The sequence below is a fragment of the Actinoplanes sp. NPDC048791 genome (genome assembly GCF_040650095.1).
GTDB lineage: Bacteria > Actinomycetota > Actinomycetes > Mycobacteriales > Micromonosporaceae > Actinoplanes.
This window is the reverse complement of record NZ_JBEZGQ010000076.1, coordinates 1-16382: the sequence shown is the minus strand read 5'-3', so window position 1 is coordinate 16382 and position 16382 is coordinate 1. Positions and strand designations below refer to the sequence as shown.

11 protein-coding genes and 1 pseudogene are annotated in these 16382 nt (G+C 70.6%); 3 read left to right on the top strand and 9 right to left on the bottom strand.

Translation table 11 applies throughout. The features are described 5' to 3' along the window. On the top strand, positions 1-620 hold a 620-nt coding region (locus AB0C29_RS08860), incomplete at its 5' end, for an AbfB domain-containing protein (RefSeq protein WP_360817284.1). An 839-nt stretch (positions 621-1459) separates the two neighbouring features. On the opposite strand, the gene AB0C29_RS08855 is transcribed toward AB0C29_RS08860, so the two are convergent. The 9 genes from AB0C29_RS08855 to AB0C29_RS08815 all read right to left on the bottom strand — a co-directional run bounded on the left by AB0C29_RS08855 (position 1460) and on the right by AB0C29_RS08815 (position 14839). After that, positions 1460-2152, bottom strand: coding sequence for a GntR family transcriptional regulator (locus AB0C29_RS08855; protein WP_360817282.1), 693 nt, complete (start codon positions 2150-2152; stop codon positions 1460-1462). 308 nt (positions 2153-2460) lie between these two features. Beyond that, positions 2461-4587: a DUF6055 domain-containing protein gene (locus AB0C29_RS08850; protein ID WP_360817279.1), complete on the bottom strand. Its 2127-nt coding sequence runs from the start codon at positions 4585-4587 to the stop codon at positions 2461-2463. Between the two features lie 3 nt (positions 4588-4590). Next, complete coding sequence (locus tag AB0C29_RS08845) at positions 4591-5436, bottom strand: hypothetical protein (RefSeq protein ID WP_360817277.1); 846 nt, start codon at positions 5434-5436, stop codon at positions 4591-4593. A 27-nt stretch (positions 5437-5463) separates the two neighbouring features. After that, positions 5464-6933, bottom strand: coding sequence for a glycoside hydrolase family 43 protein (locus AB0C29_RS08840; protein WP_360817274.1), 1470 nt, complete (start codon positions 6931-6933; stop codon positions 5464-5466). Positions 6934-7010: 77 nt separating this feature from the next. Beyond that, complete coding sequence (locus AB0C29_RS08835; protein WP_360817271.1) at positions 7011-7808, bottom strand: carbohydrate ABC transporter permease; 798 nt, start codon at positions 7806-7808, stop codon at positions 7011-7013. Then, positions 7805-8743 carry a sugar ABC transporter permease gene (locus tag AB0C29_RS08830; RefSeq protein WP_360817287.1) on the bottom strand — a complete coding sequence of 313 codons (939 nt, stop codon included), beginning with the start codon at positions 8741-8743 and terminating at the stop codon, positions 7805-7807. Before AB0C29_RS08830 ends, AB0C29_RS08835 begins: the two co-directional genes overlap by 4 nt. A gap of 16 nt (positions 8744-8759) precedes the next feature. Next, the gene (locus AB0C29_RS08825; protein WP_360817268.1) at positions 8760-10025 is read right to left on the bottom strand and encodes a sugar ABC transporter substrate-binding protein; all 1266 of its coding nucleotides are present in this window, start codon (positions 10023-10025) and stop codon (positions 8760-8762) included. 85 nt (positions 10026-10110) lie between these two features. Then, positions 10111-12960 (bottom strand): MGH1-like glycoside hydrolase domain-containing protein, encoded by a 2850-nt coding sequence (locus AB0C29_RS08820; protein ID WP_360817265.1) that lies wholly within the window; start codon positions 12958-12960, stop codon positions 10111-10113. Between the two features lie 16 nt (positions 12961-12976). Next, positions 12977-14839 (bottom strand): beta-L-arabinofuranosidase domain-containing protein, encoded by a 1863-nt coding sequence (locus AB0C29_RS08815; RefSeq protein WP_360817262.1) that lies wholly within the window; start codon positions 14837-14839, stop codon positions 12977-12979. Positions 14840-14994: 155 nt separating this feature from the next. Between AB0C29_RS08815 and AB0C29_RS08810 the strand changes: the two genes are divergently transcribed. Together AB0C29_RS08810 and AB0C29_RS08805 are read left to right on the top strand one after the other, a co-directional pair. Beyond that, the gene (locus AB0C29_RS08810; protein ID WP_360817259.1) at positions 14995-16017 is read left to right on the top strand and encodes a LacI family DNA-binding transcriptional regulator; all 1023 of its coding nucleotides are present in this window, start codon (positions 14995-14997) and stop codon (positions 16015-16017) included. A gap of 23 nt (positions 16018-16040) precedes the next feature. Further along, a pseudogene (locus tag AB0C29_RS08805) lies at positions 16041-16382 on the top strand (AfsR/SARP family transcriptional regulator); the annotation flags it as partial.

The following is a 16382-nucleotide window of genomic DNA, read 5'->3' as shown; positions in this document are numbered from 1 at the left end:
CGACGGTCACGACCGTGCAATTGATCCCGCCGCCGCCGCCGCCCGCCCCGCGGGTGATCGCGGAACCGACCCGGACGACAGCTCGGCCGCCCGTCGCCCCCGCCCCCACGCCGACGACCACGCGCGCGACCGCCGCGCCGACAAGACCCGCACCGACATCCGCCGGGCCGTCGGCCACCAACACCGACACGGTCGCTCTCGGCCCGCTGTCGCTGGAGGCGGGAAACTCCGCCGGCCGGTACGTCGCGACCGAGGCAGGCCTCGGCGTCCTCGTCCCGGGCACCGACGGCGCCACCCGCGCCCGCGCCACCTTCAGCGCGATCGAGGGCCTCGCGGACATCAACTGCTTCTCATTCCGGTACGCCGACGGCCGCTTCCTCCGCCACGCCTCATGGCGCGTCCAGCTGAGCCCCAACCAGGGGACGGAGCTGTTCCGCGGCGACGCCACGTTCTGCACGCGCCCCGGTGCGACGCCGGGCACTGTGTTGCTGGAAGCGTCGAACTATCCGGGCTGGTTCGTGCGCCACCGCGACGGCCAGATCTGGGTGGACCAGTCCGACGGCACCGTGGGGTTCCGCGACGACGCCTCGTTCCGGGTGCGGCCTCCGCTCGCGCGATAGGCGGGCGTTGCGCTCTCGCCCGCGGGCCGGGACGCGGGTGGTGCGCTGGTCCTGCAACCAGTCGCACCGATCGGCCTGGATGGTCGGGCTTGCGGAGTTGGCGGACGTTCTGCTGTGCCCGGGCCTGGTCGCACCGGCCGGCCTGGACGGCCGGGTTTACGGAGTTGGCGGACGTTGTGCTGTGCCCGGGGCCGGCCGCACCGGCCGGCCTGGATGGCCGGCCTCACGACCTACCGGACCCTTCCGCTGCCGGGCTGGCTGCACCGACCGCCCCAGATGGCCCGGCCGACGGACTTCGGCCGTTCCGCTGGGCCGGGGTCGGCCCCGCCGATCAGCGCGGGCTGCGACAGCCGCTACTCCTCGCGCATGTCCGCGAACCCACGTGCCGGCTTGCTCAGCCTTACGTCAGGGCCCGACTTCGGTGCGTGGTGATGACCCCGAATGGGGGACGCTGCTGCGGGCGATGTCCATGTCTCGATCTATGATCGTGCGGTCTTATCAAATATCAAACAACGGAGGACGCGGGATGACGGACGACGACGATCGGGGCGCCGCCCGCGAGATGCTGCTCGTCGGCGGGCTGCTCGTGGTGTTCGTCGGCGTGATCGGCGCACTCGTCTACCTCGCGGTGAGCTGAGGCGCCGGCACCTGCCGCCGGGCGCGAGCAGCACCACCTGCGGAAGTGGGAGTTGTACAACCGGCGGCCCGGTGGATTCCCGACGACGGCCGGCCGATGAAGATGCCTACCGTCGCTGCGCCGGCCACCCGCCTGTCCCTGCGGGACCCGACCCTCGTCGAGCCCGACCCGGAGACGGACCCCGCGACGGTTGTCCGGCCGCTCAGCCGGGCGGTCGGCCGCCGTCGTTCTGCTTGGTCATCTTCTCGATGACCCGGGCGTGGGCGTTGGTGATGTGCTCGCGCAGCGCCGCCGCCGCAGCGGCCGGATCATGGGCCACGCAGGCCGCGAGGATCGCCTCGTGCTCCCGCAGGATCCGCTCGCGGGCGCCGGGGGACCGGGTGCCCGCGAAACGGTACCTCTCGCCGTTCTGCCACACCGGCTCGAGCGCGCGCAGGAGCCAGCGGGACTGGGCCGCGGCGTACATGGCGAAGTGGTAGTCGGTGTGGGCCTGCCGGGCGGCGGCCTGATCGCCGAGCTCGAGCGCGCGGACGTTGCGCTCCAGGTAGGCCCGGGCCCGGTCGGCGTCCTCCTCGGTGAACCGCGCGGCGGCCCGCTCGATCGCGGTGATCTCCAGCAGCATCCGCATGTCGTGCGTGTCGTGGGCATCCTCGATGGTCAGCTCGCGCACCCACGCGCCCTTGTGCGGGATCACCTCGACCAGGCCGAGCGCCTCGAGCCGGCGGATCGCCTCCCGCACCGGCATCATGCTCATGCCCATGCTGGTCGCGAGGTCGGTGAGGCGCAGCGCGGCACCGCCCTCGAACTCCCCGACGAGAATCGCCTCATGCAGCTGTGCGGTGGCCGCATCGGCGAGCGTGGCGTGGATCGGGGGCGCCGGGCGGGCCGACGTCATCCAACCTCCATCGGGTCGACTCGTTCCGGATCGGACGATCCCGATCTTAGCCAGTGTCACCTGGCTGCCGGGGTGTTCACGAGACCCGGGAGGGGGGATCTGGCACGGGCGTGGCCAGGCCGAGGGCAGCGGGGCCTGGCCGAGGATCTGTTCAGGTGGCGGGCAGAGGACCGGCCCGGACCGGGGGATGTGGTCCGGGCCGGGGTATGTGGTCGGGCCGGGGGACGTGGTCCGGCCGGGGATCTGGTCCGGGCCGGGGCATCGGGGCCGCCGTGGGAGTACGACCCCGATGCCTGCTGTGGTGACCGCTACCCGGTTGAGCAGCTGAGTGTGGGCGTCACCGGCGTACCCGTGCCGATGAAGCCCAGCGTGGTGCCGGCCCCCGCGGCCAGAGCACCGTTGTAGGCGGCGTTGCGGATCACGCTCGCCGTGCCCGATCCGGTGGCTGTGCCGCCCCAGATCTGGGTGAGGGTCTGACCTGCGGCGACAGCCCCGCCGACCTGCCACCCGGTGATCGCCGCCGGGCCGGCCGTCACGGTCACCTCGGCCTGGAACCCGCCCTGCCACTGCCCGGCGAGCCGGTAGGTCGCCGCGCACCCGGCACCCGCGGGCACCGTGGGGGAGGGCGTCGGAGAAGGAACCGTCGGAGAAGGCGGCGGCTCGCTCCCGGTGAGAGCCAGCTCTTCGGTACGGAACGTCCCGTGCGTCGGGTTGACGTCAACCTCACCACCCCGGCCGTCGCATCCTCGGTCGGGGTTGAACAGCAGGTACGTGCCCGACGAGCAGGCGGTCGACGGTTCCGCGTCACCGCCGATGATCACGGTGCCGGACAGGTTCGCGCCGCCCTGCACCAGTGCGTTGTTCTTCACCACCGCGTTGCCGGTCACCGTCGCGCCGCTGTTGACCCAGGCCAGGTCTTCGATGCGGGCGTTGCCCGAGACGGTGCTGTTGCCGTACACCGCCGCGCGGGGCCCGACGTAAGCGCTGGCCGCGACCGTGGCACGGGAGTCCACCCAGCCGCCGCCGTTGGAGTGCCAGCGACCTCCACCGGGCGCGGCCGGCTTGACGTGGCCGGGCTCGTAGCCGAACGGTGCCGCACCGGCCAGCCGGAACTCGTACGCGTACCGGTGGTTCTTGGTGTAGCCGTCCAGGAATCCGTAGTGGTGCACCGCGCCGGGGGTGCCGGTGACGACGAGGTAGACCTCCCGCTCGCCGGGCTGGGTCTGGAACGCGATCTGCCCGTCCGCACTGCTGGTCAGCGGCGCGTAGCGGGGGACGCCGTCGCGCACGGCGACGAAGCCGTACGTCCAGCCGGGCTGCGCGGCGCTGTTCTCCGCGTGGCCCTTGAGGCGCAGCCGGATCAGGCCGCCGTCGGTGGCCGGCACCAGCCGGATCTTGTTGTAGCCGTAGTCGGACGGGGCGATCGCGTCCGGGATCCGGTAGTGCCCCGCCGCCTGGTCCACCGGCTCGACCGCGACCCCGTTGTACGCGGTGATGAACGGGTACAGCCGGTTGATGAACGGCAGCACGTCGGCCCGGTTGCTGTAGTCCCAGGTGACGTTGTGCTGGGCGTACTCGCCCAGCCGCCGGTTCAGCTCGGCCTGGTCGATGCCGGCCAGCCGGCGGTACGTCTCCAGCGGATGCTCGGTGTTGCGGGCCTCGTTCCAGATCCGGTTCACCATGGCGAGCCCGTCCCGGTCCTTGATGTACTGCAGCAGCATCCAGGCGCCGTAGTGGTGCCGGCTGGAGCTGTACGCCAGGTTCTCGGTGCGCAGGAAGCGGGTCAGGTCGCCCGCGGCTGTCTTCGGGTAGACCTGCATGGCCATGAACTCCGCGGTGGCCTCCCAGAACGTCCCGGCCGACGGGTCGGTGAAGCCGACGCCCGAGCGGCCCAGGAACGTGTAGTTCTGGAAGACGTGCCCGAGCTCGTGGGCCAGCCCCCACGACCCGGGCGCCGCCGCGCCGGGGGCGATGTTGATGACGCCCACCTTGCCGTCGGTCGAGCCGCCGGTGGCCCACGCGTCCAGCGGGGCGTTGGACCAGGTGGTGGTGATGATGACATTGATCTTGTACTGGGCCAGCAGGCCCTGCTCGGGCGTGAACTTCATCGTGTTCACGTAGAACGAGTACAGGCTCTCCAGCTGGGCCAGGATGTTGTCCGGATCGAAGCGGTACTGCGAGGGGGCGCTCTTCGGGTCGGTGCCCGACCGGTCGCCCCACAACAGGATGAAGTTGGCCGATTCCTTGGTCCGCTCGGCCACCCAGGGCACCTCCCCGGTGCTGGCCCAGCGGGCCGGGATCCAGGTCGTCTTGGCCGCCGCCGACGCGGTGGCGATCAGCTGCGGAACTGCCAGCGGTACGACGGCCAGCACGGTGACCGCCCCGGCGAGGATCAGCCGCCGGCGCCAGCCTTTCAGGGTTGTGGACAGGCGCACCCGTCAGCCCGCCTTCCGGGCCGTGGGGGCATAGCCATAGCGGTTCTTCAGGTGCCGCCACCAGTCGCGGAACATCCACGCGTCGAAGTCGGTGATCCGGGTCGCGCTGCCCGCCTTCATCAGGAAGCCACCGACCCCGGTCGGGGTCCAGTCGTAGAAGTCGTCGAGCCCGAAGCTGTGCCCTATCTCGTGCAGCAGGATGTGGATGTTGTCCGCGTCCAGCGCGCCGACGAAGTACTCGCTGCCGATGCGCTGGCCCCAGTCACCGCCCGCGCCGCCGTTCATGCCGGCGGTGAGCCACAGCGACATGTCGTAATGGCGGGCGGCGCCGCCGGGGCAGTTCGGATAGTTGCCCGACTGGTTGAAGAAGCGGCCGCACGGCTCGGAGCACTGCGGCGCGTTCTCCCGGATGTTGTTGACGTAGATGTCTACCGACGAGTCCGACCATTGCAGCGTCGAGCGGTCGCGGACCGCCCACCCGACCACCTTGAGCGGGACCTCCTGGTACGGCCAGCCGTTGTGACCGGCCATCACGTCCATCCACTTCTTGAACTGGCGGGCGAGGGAGGCGTGGATGCGGTCGCGCAGCGCGGCAGTGACCGGGGCACTGGAGTCCCAGCGCACGCAGTAGTTGATGCTGCCGCGGTTGGCCATGATCTGGTCCCAGCCGTAGTTGCGGAAGCCGTACAGGTTGCCGTACGTCTGCTCCTGGTGCTGCCAGACCTGGTTGAGCGGGGTGACGAGGTTGGCCGGCGGACTCCAGTCCGCGGGAGCGGCCTGGGCCGCGACGGGCGAGCCGAGCAGGACCACCAGCGTGGCGGTCAGGGTGGCAAGGCGTCGAAGTCTCATGGGATCTTTCCTCTCTGGGCGCCGCTGTCAGGAGAAGGCGCGGAATTCGAGCAGGCCGGTGGAGAAGCCCGTTCTTGAGGTGAAGGTCAGCCGGAGCCGGGTCGTGGAAACCTGATCGAAGGTGACCGTGTTCGCCGTTCCGGCGGCCACTCCACAAGCCGATCCGCCCGGTACGTTCGCCCAGGCGCTCCCGGTCCAGTACTGCACCTGGCACGACGCGGGCAGGTCGATGCCCTGGTTGTCGTCGAACCAGTAGGCGCTCGCCCCGCGCAGGGTCACCGGGGCCGCCCAGTCGTACTGGACCCACTGCGTGCCCTGCTCCGGCCAGTTGCCGTACACCGGGTGGGTCCGGTCGGCGGAGCCGGTGGGGGTGAACCCGTCGTTGATCGCCGCGAGGTTCTCCCACGGTGAGACGTACGAGGTGGAGGGGGTCGCGGTCAGCGCGTGGTTCGTCCCCGGGCCGGGCGGCGGCGTCGTGCCGCCCGGGTTGGGCGGCGGGCCGGTGGTGGTCTGCACGACCCGCTGGATGGTGCCGTCGGCGTTGAAGGTCATCCGGTCGACGGCGACCGAGCGCCGGAAGTTGCCCCCGCCGGGCGCGTTCGCGTTGTGGTAGACCATGTACCACTGGCCGTGGAACTGCACGACCCCGGCGTGGTTGGTGGTCGACGACACCTGGCCGAGGACCACGCCGCGGTGCGTCCACGGTCCCATCGGGCTCGTCGCGGTGGCGTAGCGCTGGCAGGCGTAGCTCGACGAGGTGACGCAGCCGTTGGTGTCGTTGGCGGCGTAGATCATGTAGTAGAGGCCGTTGCGCTTGAACAGGAACGGCGCTTCCCAGTAGTCGGTGAGCCCCACCGGGGTCTGGACCGCGCCGACGGTGTCGACCATGTTGGCGGCCAGCTTGACCATCCGCGGGCTCCAGTAGCCGCCCCAGTACAGGTAGGCCTGGCCGTCGTCGTCGACGAACACGGTCGGGTCGATGTTGAGCCCGGACGAGTTGGCGGTGCTGTCGCTGATCAGCGGGCCGCCCTTGGCGTCGGTGAACGGGCCGAGCGGGCTGTCGCCCACGGCGACGCCGATGTTCATCCAGCCGGGACCGTTGCCGTTGACGGAGGTGTACCAGTAGTAGCGGCCGTTGCGCGGCTCCACCTCGCCGGCCCAGGCGTCGGCACCGGCCCACGGGAAGGTCGCGACGGAGGCCCGCGGGCCGTTGTCGGTCCAGGTCGCCGCGTCCGGGGAGGACAGCACGCGCCATTCGCGCATGACGAAGGCGTCCGTGCCGGTCGGCGCCTCGTCGCGACCGGCGTAGATGTACATCGTGTCGCCGACCACCAGCGGTGCCGGGTCGGCGGTGTAGACCGAGGTGACGATCGGGTTGGCGGCCTGCGCCGGCAGCATCGCGATCGGCACGAACACCAGGGCCAGGGACAGCAGCAGAACCAGGGGAGGGGAGTGACGGAGGGGCGTCCGGCGGGAGACCGGGACGGGGATGGACATGGGGGGTCCTTTCGTGTGGTCGACACGCCACCGTGGACGGCCCGGTCGTGCACGGCGGCCTTACGGACGGGTCGGCATCACCCCTTCAGCGCGCCGGACATGAAGCCGCGCACGTAACTGCGCTGCAGCAGGACGAAGAGCACCAGGCACGGCACCGCCATGACGGTCACGCCGGCCTCCAGCGCGGCGTAGTCGATGGCCCCGAAGCTCGCGGTCCGCATGTTGACCACGGCGAGCATCAGCGTGAACCGGTCGGTGGAGTTGAGCATGATCAGCGGGGCGAAGAACTCGCTCCACGAGGCCAGGAACGCGAACAGCGACACGGTGACGATCCCCGGGCGTACGGCATGCACCATGACCCGCAGCAGGACCCCGACGCTGCCGCAGCCGTCGACCAGCGCCGACTCCTCCAGCTCCTTGGGGACCGCCTCGAAGGAGTTGCGCATCATGAAGATGGCGAACGGCAGCTGGAACATGATGAGCACCAGGCTCAGCCCGAGCAGCGAGTCGGCCAGCCCGACCCAGCCGAGCAGCACGTAGAGGGCGATCAGGATGGTGGCGTACGGGACCATCAGGATCGCCAGCGTCACCAGGAACAGCGCGTTCTTGCCGGGGAAGTCGAAGCGGCCGAAGGCGTACCCGCCCAGCGTCGAGATCAGCAGTGTCCCGCCCACGGTGAGCAGGCAGACCACGACGCTGTTGAGCACGTGGTGCGGCCGGATCCCGCCGTCGGCGGTGAACAGCCGGGCGTAGTTCTCCAGACCGAAACCACTGGGGGTACGCACCGAGGCGTACGCGCTCCACAGCAGCGGGAACAGGAACAGTACGGCCAGCGCGGCGCCGGTGCTGTAGTAGCCGGTACGGGCGAGCTTCACGCTGACTCCTGACGGGACCGGCGGCGCAGCACGCCGAGCTGGACGAGGCTGACCAGGACGAGCACGCCCAGCAGGGCCACCGAGACGGCCGCCGCCGAGCCGAGGTCGAGGTCGATGAACGCGGCCCGGTAGATGACCATCACCAGCGAGGTGGTGCTGTTGTCCGGCCCGCCGCGGGTGAGGATCCAGAACTGGTCGAACGCCAGCAGCGAGCCGGTGACCATCAGCGTGAGCACCAGGGCGATGGTCGGACGCATGAGCGGCAGGGTGATCCGGCGGAAGATCTGCAGCCGGCCGGCCCCGTCCATCCGCGCGGCCTCGTAGACCTCCAGCGGGATGGCCTGCAGCCCGGTCAGCAGGATCAGCATGTTGAAGCCGGCGAAACGCCACAGCACCAGCAGGATCGCCGAGCCCAGCGCCGTGTTCGCGCTTCCGCTGGTCCACGACACGTAGCCGTCGAGCAGCCCGGTCGCGGCCAGCGCGTCGTTGACCGGCCCGATCTCGTCGCTCAGCAGGCCCAGGAACAGCAGCGACGCGCTGGCGAAACCGACCGCGGCGGGCAGGAAGAAGGCTGTCCGGAAGAAGCCCGCGCCGGGCCGGGCGCGCTGCACCAGCAGAGCCAGTCCGAAGGCCAGCATGAACAGCAGCACGGTCACCACGACGGTGTACTTGAGGGTGAACCACACCGCGCTGCGTACCAGGGCGTCCCCGGTCATCGCGGTGTAGTTGGCCGGCGCGTTGAACTCGGGCTCACCCAGCAGCGGCCAGTGATGCAGCGACATCCAGACGACCAGACCCAGCGGGACCAGGAACAGCAGGGTGACCACGAGCGCGGTGGGCGCGGCATAGGCCGCACCCAGCCACGCACGGCGCCGGGACGGACGGCGGGCCGGTGGCACCGGTACGGGCACCTCCGCCCGCGGCCGCCTGAGCATGGTCACCATCGGGTTCCTACTTCTTCAGCGAAGCGGTCAGTGCGGCGGCACCCTCGCCGAGGGACTTGCCGGCGTCGCCGAACAGCGCCCCGCGGAACGTGGTGATCCAGGGGCTCTGCGGGTCGTTGTAGGTGGCGTTGAAGTTCTTCGCGTACGGCGTCTTGCCCTTGGCCATCAGGCTGTTGACGGTGACGATCCGGGGGTCGGCCGACGAGTACTTGTTGGTGGCCAGGTCGGTGCGTACCGGTACGCCCTTGCTCTTCGCGATCACCTCGACCTGAGCTTCGTCACCCAGGGTCCAGGCCAGGAAGTCCCAGGCGGCGTCCGCGTTGTTCGTGGTGGCGCCGATGCCGATCGAGTCACCGCCGACGAACGTGGACTCGCCGCCGTTGATGCCGCTGATCGGCGCGACGCCCAGCTCGAAGTCGGTCTTCTCCTCGATGATGCCGAGCCAGACCGACGGCGCGGGGGCGATGCCGACCTTGCCGCTCTGCAGCGCACCGAGCCAGGTGGGCCCGGCCTCGTCCTTGGACGCCGGGGCGGCCACACCGTCCTCGTACAGGCTGCGGTAGAGGGCGAAGACCTCCGCCATGGCGGGGGAGTTGATGGTGCTCTCGGTGCCGTCGGCGTTCATCACGTCCCCGCCGGCGGCCCAGACCGAGGGCCAGAGGGTGAACACGTTGCAGCCACCGCAGTTGCCGCCGAAGTAGGTGCCGTTGACGCCGCCGCCGAGCTTGTCCACGGCGCGGGCCTGCTCGGCGAACTCGGTCAGCGTGGTCGGCGGCTTCTCCGGGTCCAGCCCGGCCTTCTTGTAGAGGTCCTTGTTGTAGAGCAGCACCGACATGTCGATGGTGTGCGGGACGGCGTAGTTCTTGTCCTTCCAAGTGCCGTTGCGGACGTGGGCCGGGGAGACCTTGTCCTTGACGGGGAGCGCGCCGAACCGCTCGGTCAGGTCCAGCCACAGGCCCTGCGAGGCGTACTGCGGTGCGAACACCACGTCGGAGGCGAACAGGTCGGGCAGCGACCGGGCTCCGGCGGCGGAGGCCAGCTTCGCCGGGTACTCCTCGTTCGGATAGGCGGTGACCTCGACCTTGTTCTTGTGCGTGGCGTTGTACGTCTCGGCGTACGCCTTCGACACCGACTCGGTGGCGGCCCGCGTCCACAGGGTGATGGTGGCGCCGGAGTCCGTACCGGCGGTGTTGTCGTCCGGGCTGTCGCCGCCGCAGGCGGCCGACCCGGCCACCAAGGTCGCGGCGACGATGCCGCTCAACCAGCGTCTCAAAGCAGTCCTCCTGATCGGTGGCGCGTGACGTGCGGGGGAAGGGGGCGCGGGGAGGATGCCGGGCACATCCTCCCCGCGGGCTCGGTTACGGGCCGTACACCTGCAGTTCGGTCAGTCCGGTCCGGAAGCCGGACGCGTGGGTGACCTGCACCCGCACCCGCTGGGTGTCGACCGCGGCGAAGCGGACCCGGTTGTAGTTCGCCCGCGGTGTGTCCGGCGTGCGTACCGCCGAGGAGACGGCGACCCAGGCAGTGCCGTTGAAGTACTGCACCTGGTACGCCGACGGCTGCCGGTAGCGGTTGGTGGCCCGGTCGTTGCGGAAGTACAGCCGCAGCTCGTCGATCCGGCGGTTCTGATTGAGGTTCACCTCAAGCGTGTCCGTACCGTTGGGTGAGCCGTAGGTGCCCCAGATCGGTTCGTTGATCGGATACCCGTCGACCGCGGCGGATCCGGAGGTGCCGGCGGCGGTGTAGGACGCGGTGGTCGTCGCGCCGCGGGCGTAGTTGGGCCGGGCCGAGGTCAGGTCGGTGCCGGCCTTGGCGAACATGTCGACCATGCGGGCGCTGTTCTGCACGACCTGGGTCGGGGACTGGATCCCGCCGACCGCGGTGCTGAAGGTGACCGAGCCGCCCGCGGGCAGGGTGACCGCGCCGGTGGCCGGGTTGTACAGCACACGGGTGAGCCGGTCGACGGTGAACGCCCGGGTGCCGTTGAGGAAGACCGAGTAGCCCTGCGGTATGCCGGGGTAGCGGGTGATGCCGTCGGCCGGGTCGTCCCAGACCACCGACAGGTCGGCGTTGCGGTAGCGCAGGTTGTTGGCCGCGAAGTGCGACCAGCCGATGCCGATCGGGCTCAGCTCGACCTGGTTGTCGTTGCGCGGGCGCAGCCCCATGACGTCCTCGATGACCGTCCAGTTGCTGCTGCCCAGGATGTTGTGGTGGATCCAGGACCGGTAGTCGATGCTCCGGGTGCCGGCGTTCCAATTGGCCCAGAACTCGTTGGCGTCCGGCCACCGGGTGTCCCCGCCGACGTACTGCGACCAGGCGTTCCAGTACAGCAGCTTCTTGTAGTCCTCGGCGGTCATCCACTGGTTCGGGTAATTGCGCAGCACCGAGGAGTAGAGCCGGAACTGCACGGTGGAATTGATGGTGGAGAAGTTGTTGCTCCCGGGCTGGCCGGCCGCGGCGGCGGCCGCCTTGTCGCGCTGGTTCGCGGTGAAGAACGGGAAGATCGGGTACTCGGCCGGGTCGGCGAACAGCCGCAGCGCCTGCTTGTACTGGTCGGTGTTCGGGATGGCGCCGACCGAGAACGGGTAGTAGTTGTTGATCTCTTTCCACGGCACGTGGGTGTTGGTGGCGACGTGCCGGTGCTCGAACAGCTGACGGCTCGGATTCCACAGCACGCCGACGATCGCGGCGCGGACCCGTTCGGCCAGCTGGCGCATCTCCGCGGCCTTGGCGGTGTTGCCTGTCGCCTCGTACGCCTGCGCGGCGGCCAGCGCATTGCTGTAGACGTACGCCGACTCGGTGCGGTCGAGCTGACCAGCGCGCCAGTGGAAGGACACCGCGTCGGCGTCGTTACCGGTCAGCGCGCCCCAGTCGTACTCGATCAGGCCGTTGCGGTCGTGGTCGTAGAAGGACAGCTGGTCCTTGACGTCGCCCTCGGCGTAGCGGGCGAGGTTGCCGGCGATGGCCGGCTGCCCGCCGTGGATCTGGTACGACCGCCACGCCGCCTCGGAGATGTACTGGGTGTAGCTGTTGGACCAGTTCTCCGGGTCGCCCGGGTTGTCGACGAAGCGCCCACCCTTGGACACCTGCCCGACGGAGACCCACGGCCCGTACGCGTAGACCGGGTCACGCAGGTACTTCAGGTCGTCGATGTGCATCGGCTGGGTCAGCACGATGGCGTTGTTGTAACCCAGCGCGCCCTCGACCGACGTCGGGAACTGGAAGTCCTGCCCGGGGATGTCGGCGTCGAGGTGGTTGAAGCGCATCAGCCACCAGCGGTAGTAGATGTTCTTCTTGATGGCCGGCTCGGGCACGTCCAGGTAGGGCACGTTCTGCGCCCACCACCGGTTGTACTCCCGCGTCTGGGTGGCGAACGCGGTGGCCGGGGAGAAGCCCCGGTACGCGGTGTACTCGGTCAGCGACTCCGGGATCTCCGAGGTCACGAAGCCCAGCTGCACCTTGGTGGTGACCGTGGCGCCGGGGGCGACGGTGATCGAGCGGGAGAGCCCACCTCCGGTGACCGTGAAGTCGTCACCGGACAGCCGCGGATACAGCGTGGTGAGGTTGTTGCGGGCGTTGACCTGACCGGTGAGCTCGGTGCCGGCGGCCGTGGTCGCGTACGGCGAGGTGACGCGCAGCTGCACGGTGGTGGCGGCGGTGCCGGTGTTGGTGACGGCGAGGTTGGCCACCGCGACGTTCTGCTGGGTGATGAACTTCGTCTGGTTGATGCGTACCGAGCCACTGGTGTGCACGCTGCGGAAGTGGCTGGGCGCCTGCCAGCGCTGCGCGACCTGCTCGGTGAAGGTCCCGGGCGACGCGGTCACCGTGAAGGCGCTGCGGTCGTCGATGCTCTCCCAGTACGCGACCTGGCCGCCGAAGCCCAGGGTGCCCGGGTTGTGGGTCTTCATGAACAGGGCCCGGCCGCGGCTCATCAGCCAGGTGCCCGCCGGGTCGTTGCCTTGGCGGGCCAGCAGCCGGTCCATCCAGTAGTCGGTGCCGCCGCTCTCCGCGTCGAAGATGGCCGCCATGGTGTTACCGGTGCTGAGGCCGACCGGTGGCGCCGGGATCGCCGGGCCGGAGAAGCTGGGGTAGCCGATCGTCTGCGCCGCACTGCCGGGGGAGGCGGTGCCGAGCACGGTGGCAACGGTGGTGGTCAGGACGACGGTCAGCGCGGCTGCCAGTCCGGGTCTCCAGCGGGCGTACGGCATCGCGTCACCTCCAGTTCTACGCAGGGGTAGTGGGCAGCCAGACGCGCATCGTGGTGGGACCGCGGCGGGCCCAGCGGTGGTACGGCACGAGCGGCACCAGGCGCGGCGTCCGCGTTTCCCCGGGCCCGCCCCCGATCCCCTGGTACGGCCAGGCCGCGTCATCGGGTGCGGCGAACCAGCCCTTGACCGCGTCGGCCTGCGGGGCCACGGTCGTGTCGACGCGCAGGTCGTCCAGCTGGGCGCCCGGATCGAGGTCGACCGACTCGGCGCACATCACCAGCGGACCGACCTCGACCGCGACGCATCCGCGTACCGCGTCGACCCGGGGGTCGGCGGCGGTCCACCGCGGCCGCAGCGGCAGTTCCAGGCAGATCTCCTCCCCGGCGGTGAACCGCCGGGTGATCGTGACCGGGCCGGGCCGCACGGGCCGGCTGCCCGTCCGGTCCACCACCCGGGCGTCGCTCGCCCAGGCCGGGACGCGCAGGGTGAGCGTCCGCTCGCGGTCCTCGGCGGCCTCCACCCGGACCACGACCACGCCGTGGTCCGGATAACCGGTCCGCACGGCGAGGTCCAGCCCGCCGGCGCAGACATCGAGATCGGCGTACTGGTGCAGCTGCACCCCGCCGTCGTCGCTGGTCACCAGGTACGACTCCAGGCTCGCCAGCAGCCGGGCGAGGTTGGGCAGGCAGCACGAGACCTCGAACCACGGCGCCCGCGGCCCGCCGCCGAAGCGCAGCTGCTCACGGTCGGCCGGGACGTTTTCCGTACGGGTGCGCTGGTGCAACGTGTTGGCGTAGAAGAAGCCGCGCCCGTCGTCGGCGACCGCGGCGGCGACGACGTTGTAGAGCACCCGTTCCACGATGTCGCCGTAGCGGGTGTCGCCGGTGGCCAGCAGCAGCCGGTGGGCCAGCATGACTGTGGCGACCCCGGCGCAGGTCTCGGCGTACGCGCGGTCGGCCGGCAGCACGAAGTCGTCACCGAACGACTCGTCCAGGTGCCGGGAGCCCATCCCGCCGGTGAGGTAGGTGCGGCGGGCCAGCGTACGGTCGAACTGGCGCCGCACGGCCGCCAGCAGGTCGGCATCGCCGGTCTCGACGGCCACGTCGACCGCGCCGGCCGCGAGATAGAGCGCGCGCACCGCGTGGCCGCGGAACACCTCGGCGTGGCGCACCGGGACGTCGTCCTGGAAGTACGCCCAGCCGAACTCGTGCTCGGGCAGGCTGCGCTGCCCGCGCCGGTCGACGAACCAGCTCGCCTGGTCGAGGTAGCGCCGCTCGCCGGTCTCCCGGTACAGCTCGACGAGCGCGGTCTCGATTTCCGGATGCCCGCAGACACCCTCGTTGCGGCCCGGCCCGAAGGTCTCGACGACGTGGTCGGCGGCCCGCCGAGCGACCTCGACCAGCCGCGGCGCGCGGCCGGTGCGAGCCGCGGCCACGCCCGCCTGCAGCAGGTGGCCGATGCAGTAGAGCTCATGGCCGAAGGTCAGGTCGCTGTAGCGCTCGTCCTGACCCTCCCGGCCGTACGCGGTGCCCAGGTAACCGTCGCCGGCCTGGGACCGGGCGAGCAGGCTGGTCAGAAAGCCGAGGTCGGCGGGGTGCTCGTCGGTGTCCCAGCACAGCGCCTCGAGGAGCTTGTAGATCTCGGAGTCGGCGAACTCCCGGCCCCGGCGGCCGAACGGTGAGGCGGTGAAGTTGCCGGTCCAGCCGAGCCGGTCCATCCAGGAGCGGCAGTGCGCCAGGGTCGCGGTGCTGTTGACCGCCTGGCGCTCACCCCAGAAACCCCCGGCGAGGCGTACGGACGACAGCGGAACCGGCCGCAGGGCACCCCGTGACGGCACGACAGGGCCACCCCGGGAGGGCACGGTGTCTGCTTCGCTCATGCGTTGCTCCGAAACTCCGAAAACCTTTTCGGGAAGCGTGGCAGCGCTCCCACGCATTGTCAACGATCTATTTCTGGCTTGTTTCCTTATCGAACGGCCGTGGCGGGTGGGCCGCGCCGTCGCTATGCTGACGAAAAGTTTTCGGGGGGCGGTTCATGGCGCGGCGACGGTCCGGGGTCACGTTGTCCGACGTCGCCCAGCGCGCGGGGGTCTCGCTGGCGACCGCGTCCAAGGCGCTGAACGCCCGCGACGAGGTGGCCCCGGCGACCCGGCAGCGCGTCATCATGGCCGCCGACGAGCTCTCGTTCCAGCCCAACGTGCTGGCCCGCGGCCTGATCTCCGGCAACACCCGGACCATCGGCCTGCTCACCGACGAGCTCTCCGCCGCCCGCTTCACCATCCCGGTCCTGCTCGGCGCGGAGAACGCCCTGGGCAACGAGCAGATGAGCGTGCTGCTGTGCGACGCCCGCGGCGACGCCATCCGCCGCCGGCACTACATCCGCACTCTGCTGGCCCGCCAGGTCGACGGGTTCATCGTGCTCGGCGACGCCAACGAGATCCGCCCGTCCCTGACCGCGGACATCCCGGTGCCGGTGGTTTACGTCTTCTGCGAGTCCGACAACCCGGACGACGTGTCCATCGTGGCCGACGACGCGGGCGGCGCCCGGCTCGCCGCCGAACACCTGGTCTCGCTGGGCCGCCGCCGGATCGCCCACATCACCGGTGACCCGACCTACCGCGCGGCCCGCGACCGGGCGGCGGCGACCCGCGAGGTGCTCGACGCGGCCGGCCTGCCCCTGGCCGGCGAACCGATGTTCGGCCAGTGGTCCCAGCGCTGGGGCCGGCACGCGGCGACGGTGCTGCTCGCCGGCCACCCGGACGTCGACGCGATCTTCTGCGGCAGCGACCAGATCGCGTACGGGGTGACGGAAGCCCTGCGCGACCTGGGCCGATCGATCCCGGACGACATCGCGGTGGTCGGCTACGACAACTGGGAGGTCATCGCCGCGGAATGCCGCCCGCCGCTGACCACAGTCGACCTGAACCTGGAACAGCTGGGCGCATCGGCGGTACGGCACTTGTTCGCCGCCCTCGACGGCACCCCCACCTCGGGCGTGATCCGGGAGCCGGGCCGCCTGATCGTCCGCGAATCCACCGGCATCGCACCCAGCCGCTGAGCACCGGTCGCTACCCTGAGGCGGTGGCCCCCGATCTGGTCCTGCTGTCCCGGACTTCCTTCCGTGACCAGGAGATCGTGGGTCCCCGGTTGCAGGCCCTCATCGCCCTGCTCGCCGGTGAGCTGCGCACCGGCTGCGGCACCGGGCGGCTGATCGAGGGCATCTGGCCCGACCACCGGCCCGAGAATCCCGCCAAGGCGTTGCAGATTCTCGTCTCGCGGGCCCGGTCGCAGCTCGGCGCCGGCCTCATCGTCCGGACCCCGACCGGGTACCGGCTCGCGCTGACCGACGACCAGGTCGACAGCTCGGCCGTCCTGGTCCAGGCCGAGGCCACCGCCGAGTGTTCGCTGGCCGGTGACCACGCC

What these genes read in the sequence shown, in the direction of transcription:
- AB0C29_RS08855 (WP_360817282.1), bottom strand. Translation starts at nt 2,152, where the DNA reads ATGACGTCGGCCCGCCCGGCGCCCCCGATCCACGCCACGCTCGCCGAT.
- AB0C29_RS08845 (WP_360817277.1), bottom strand. Translation starts at nt 5,436, where the DNA reads ATGAGACTTCGACGCCTTGCCACCCTGACCGCCACGCTGGTGGTCCTG.
- AB0C29_RS08840 (WP_360817274.1), bottom strand. Translation starts at nt 6,933, where the DNA reads ATGTCCATCCCCGTCCCGGTCTCCCGCCGGACGCCCCTCCGTCACTCC.
- AB0C29_RS08830 (WP_360817287.1), bottom strand. Translation starts at nt 8,743, where the DNA reads ATGCTCAGGCGGCCGCGGGCGGAGGTGCCCGTACCGGTGCCACCGGCC.
- AB0C29_RS08820 (WP_360817265.1), bottom strand. Translation starts at nt 12,960, where the DNA reads ATGCCGTACGCCCGCTGGAGACCCGGACTGGCAGCCGCGCTGACCGTC.
- AB0C29_RS08815 (WP_360817262.1), bottom strand. Translation starts at nt 14,839, where the DNA reads ATGAGCGAAGCAGACACCGTGCCCTCCCGGGGTGGCCCTGTCGTGCCG.
- AB0C29_RS08810 (WP_360817259.1), top strand. Translation starts at nt 14,995, where the DNA reads ATGGCGCGGCGACGGTCCGGGGTCACGTTGTCCGACGTCGCCCAGCGC.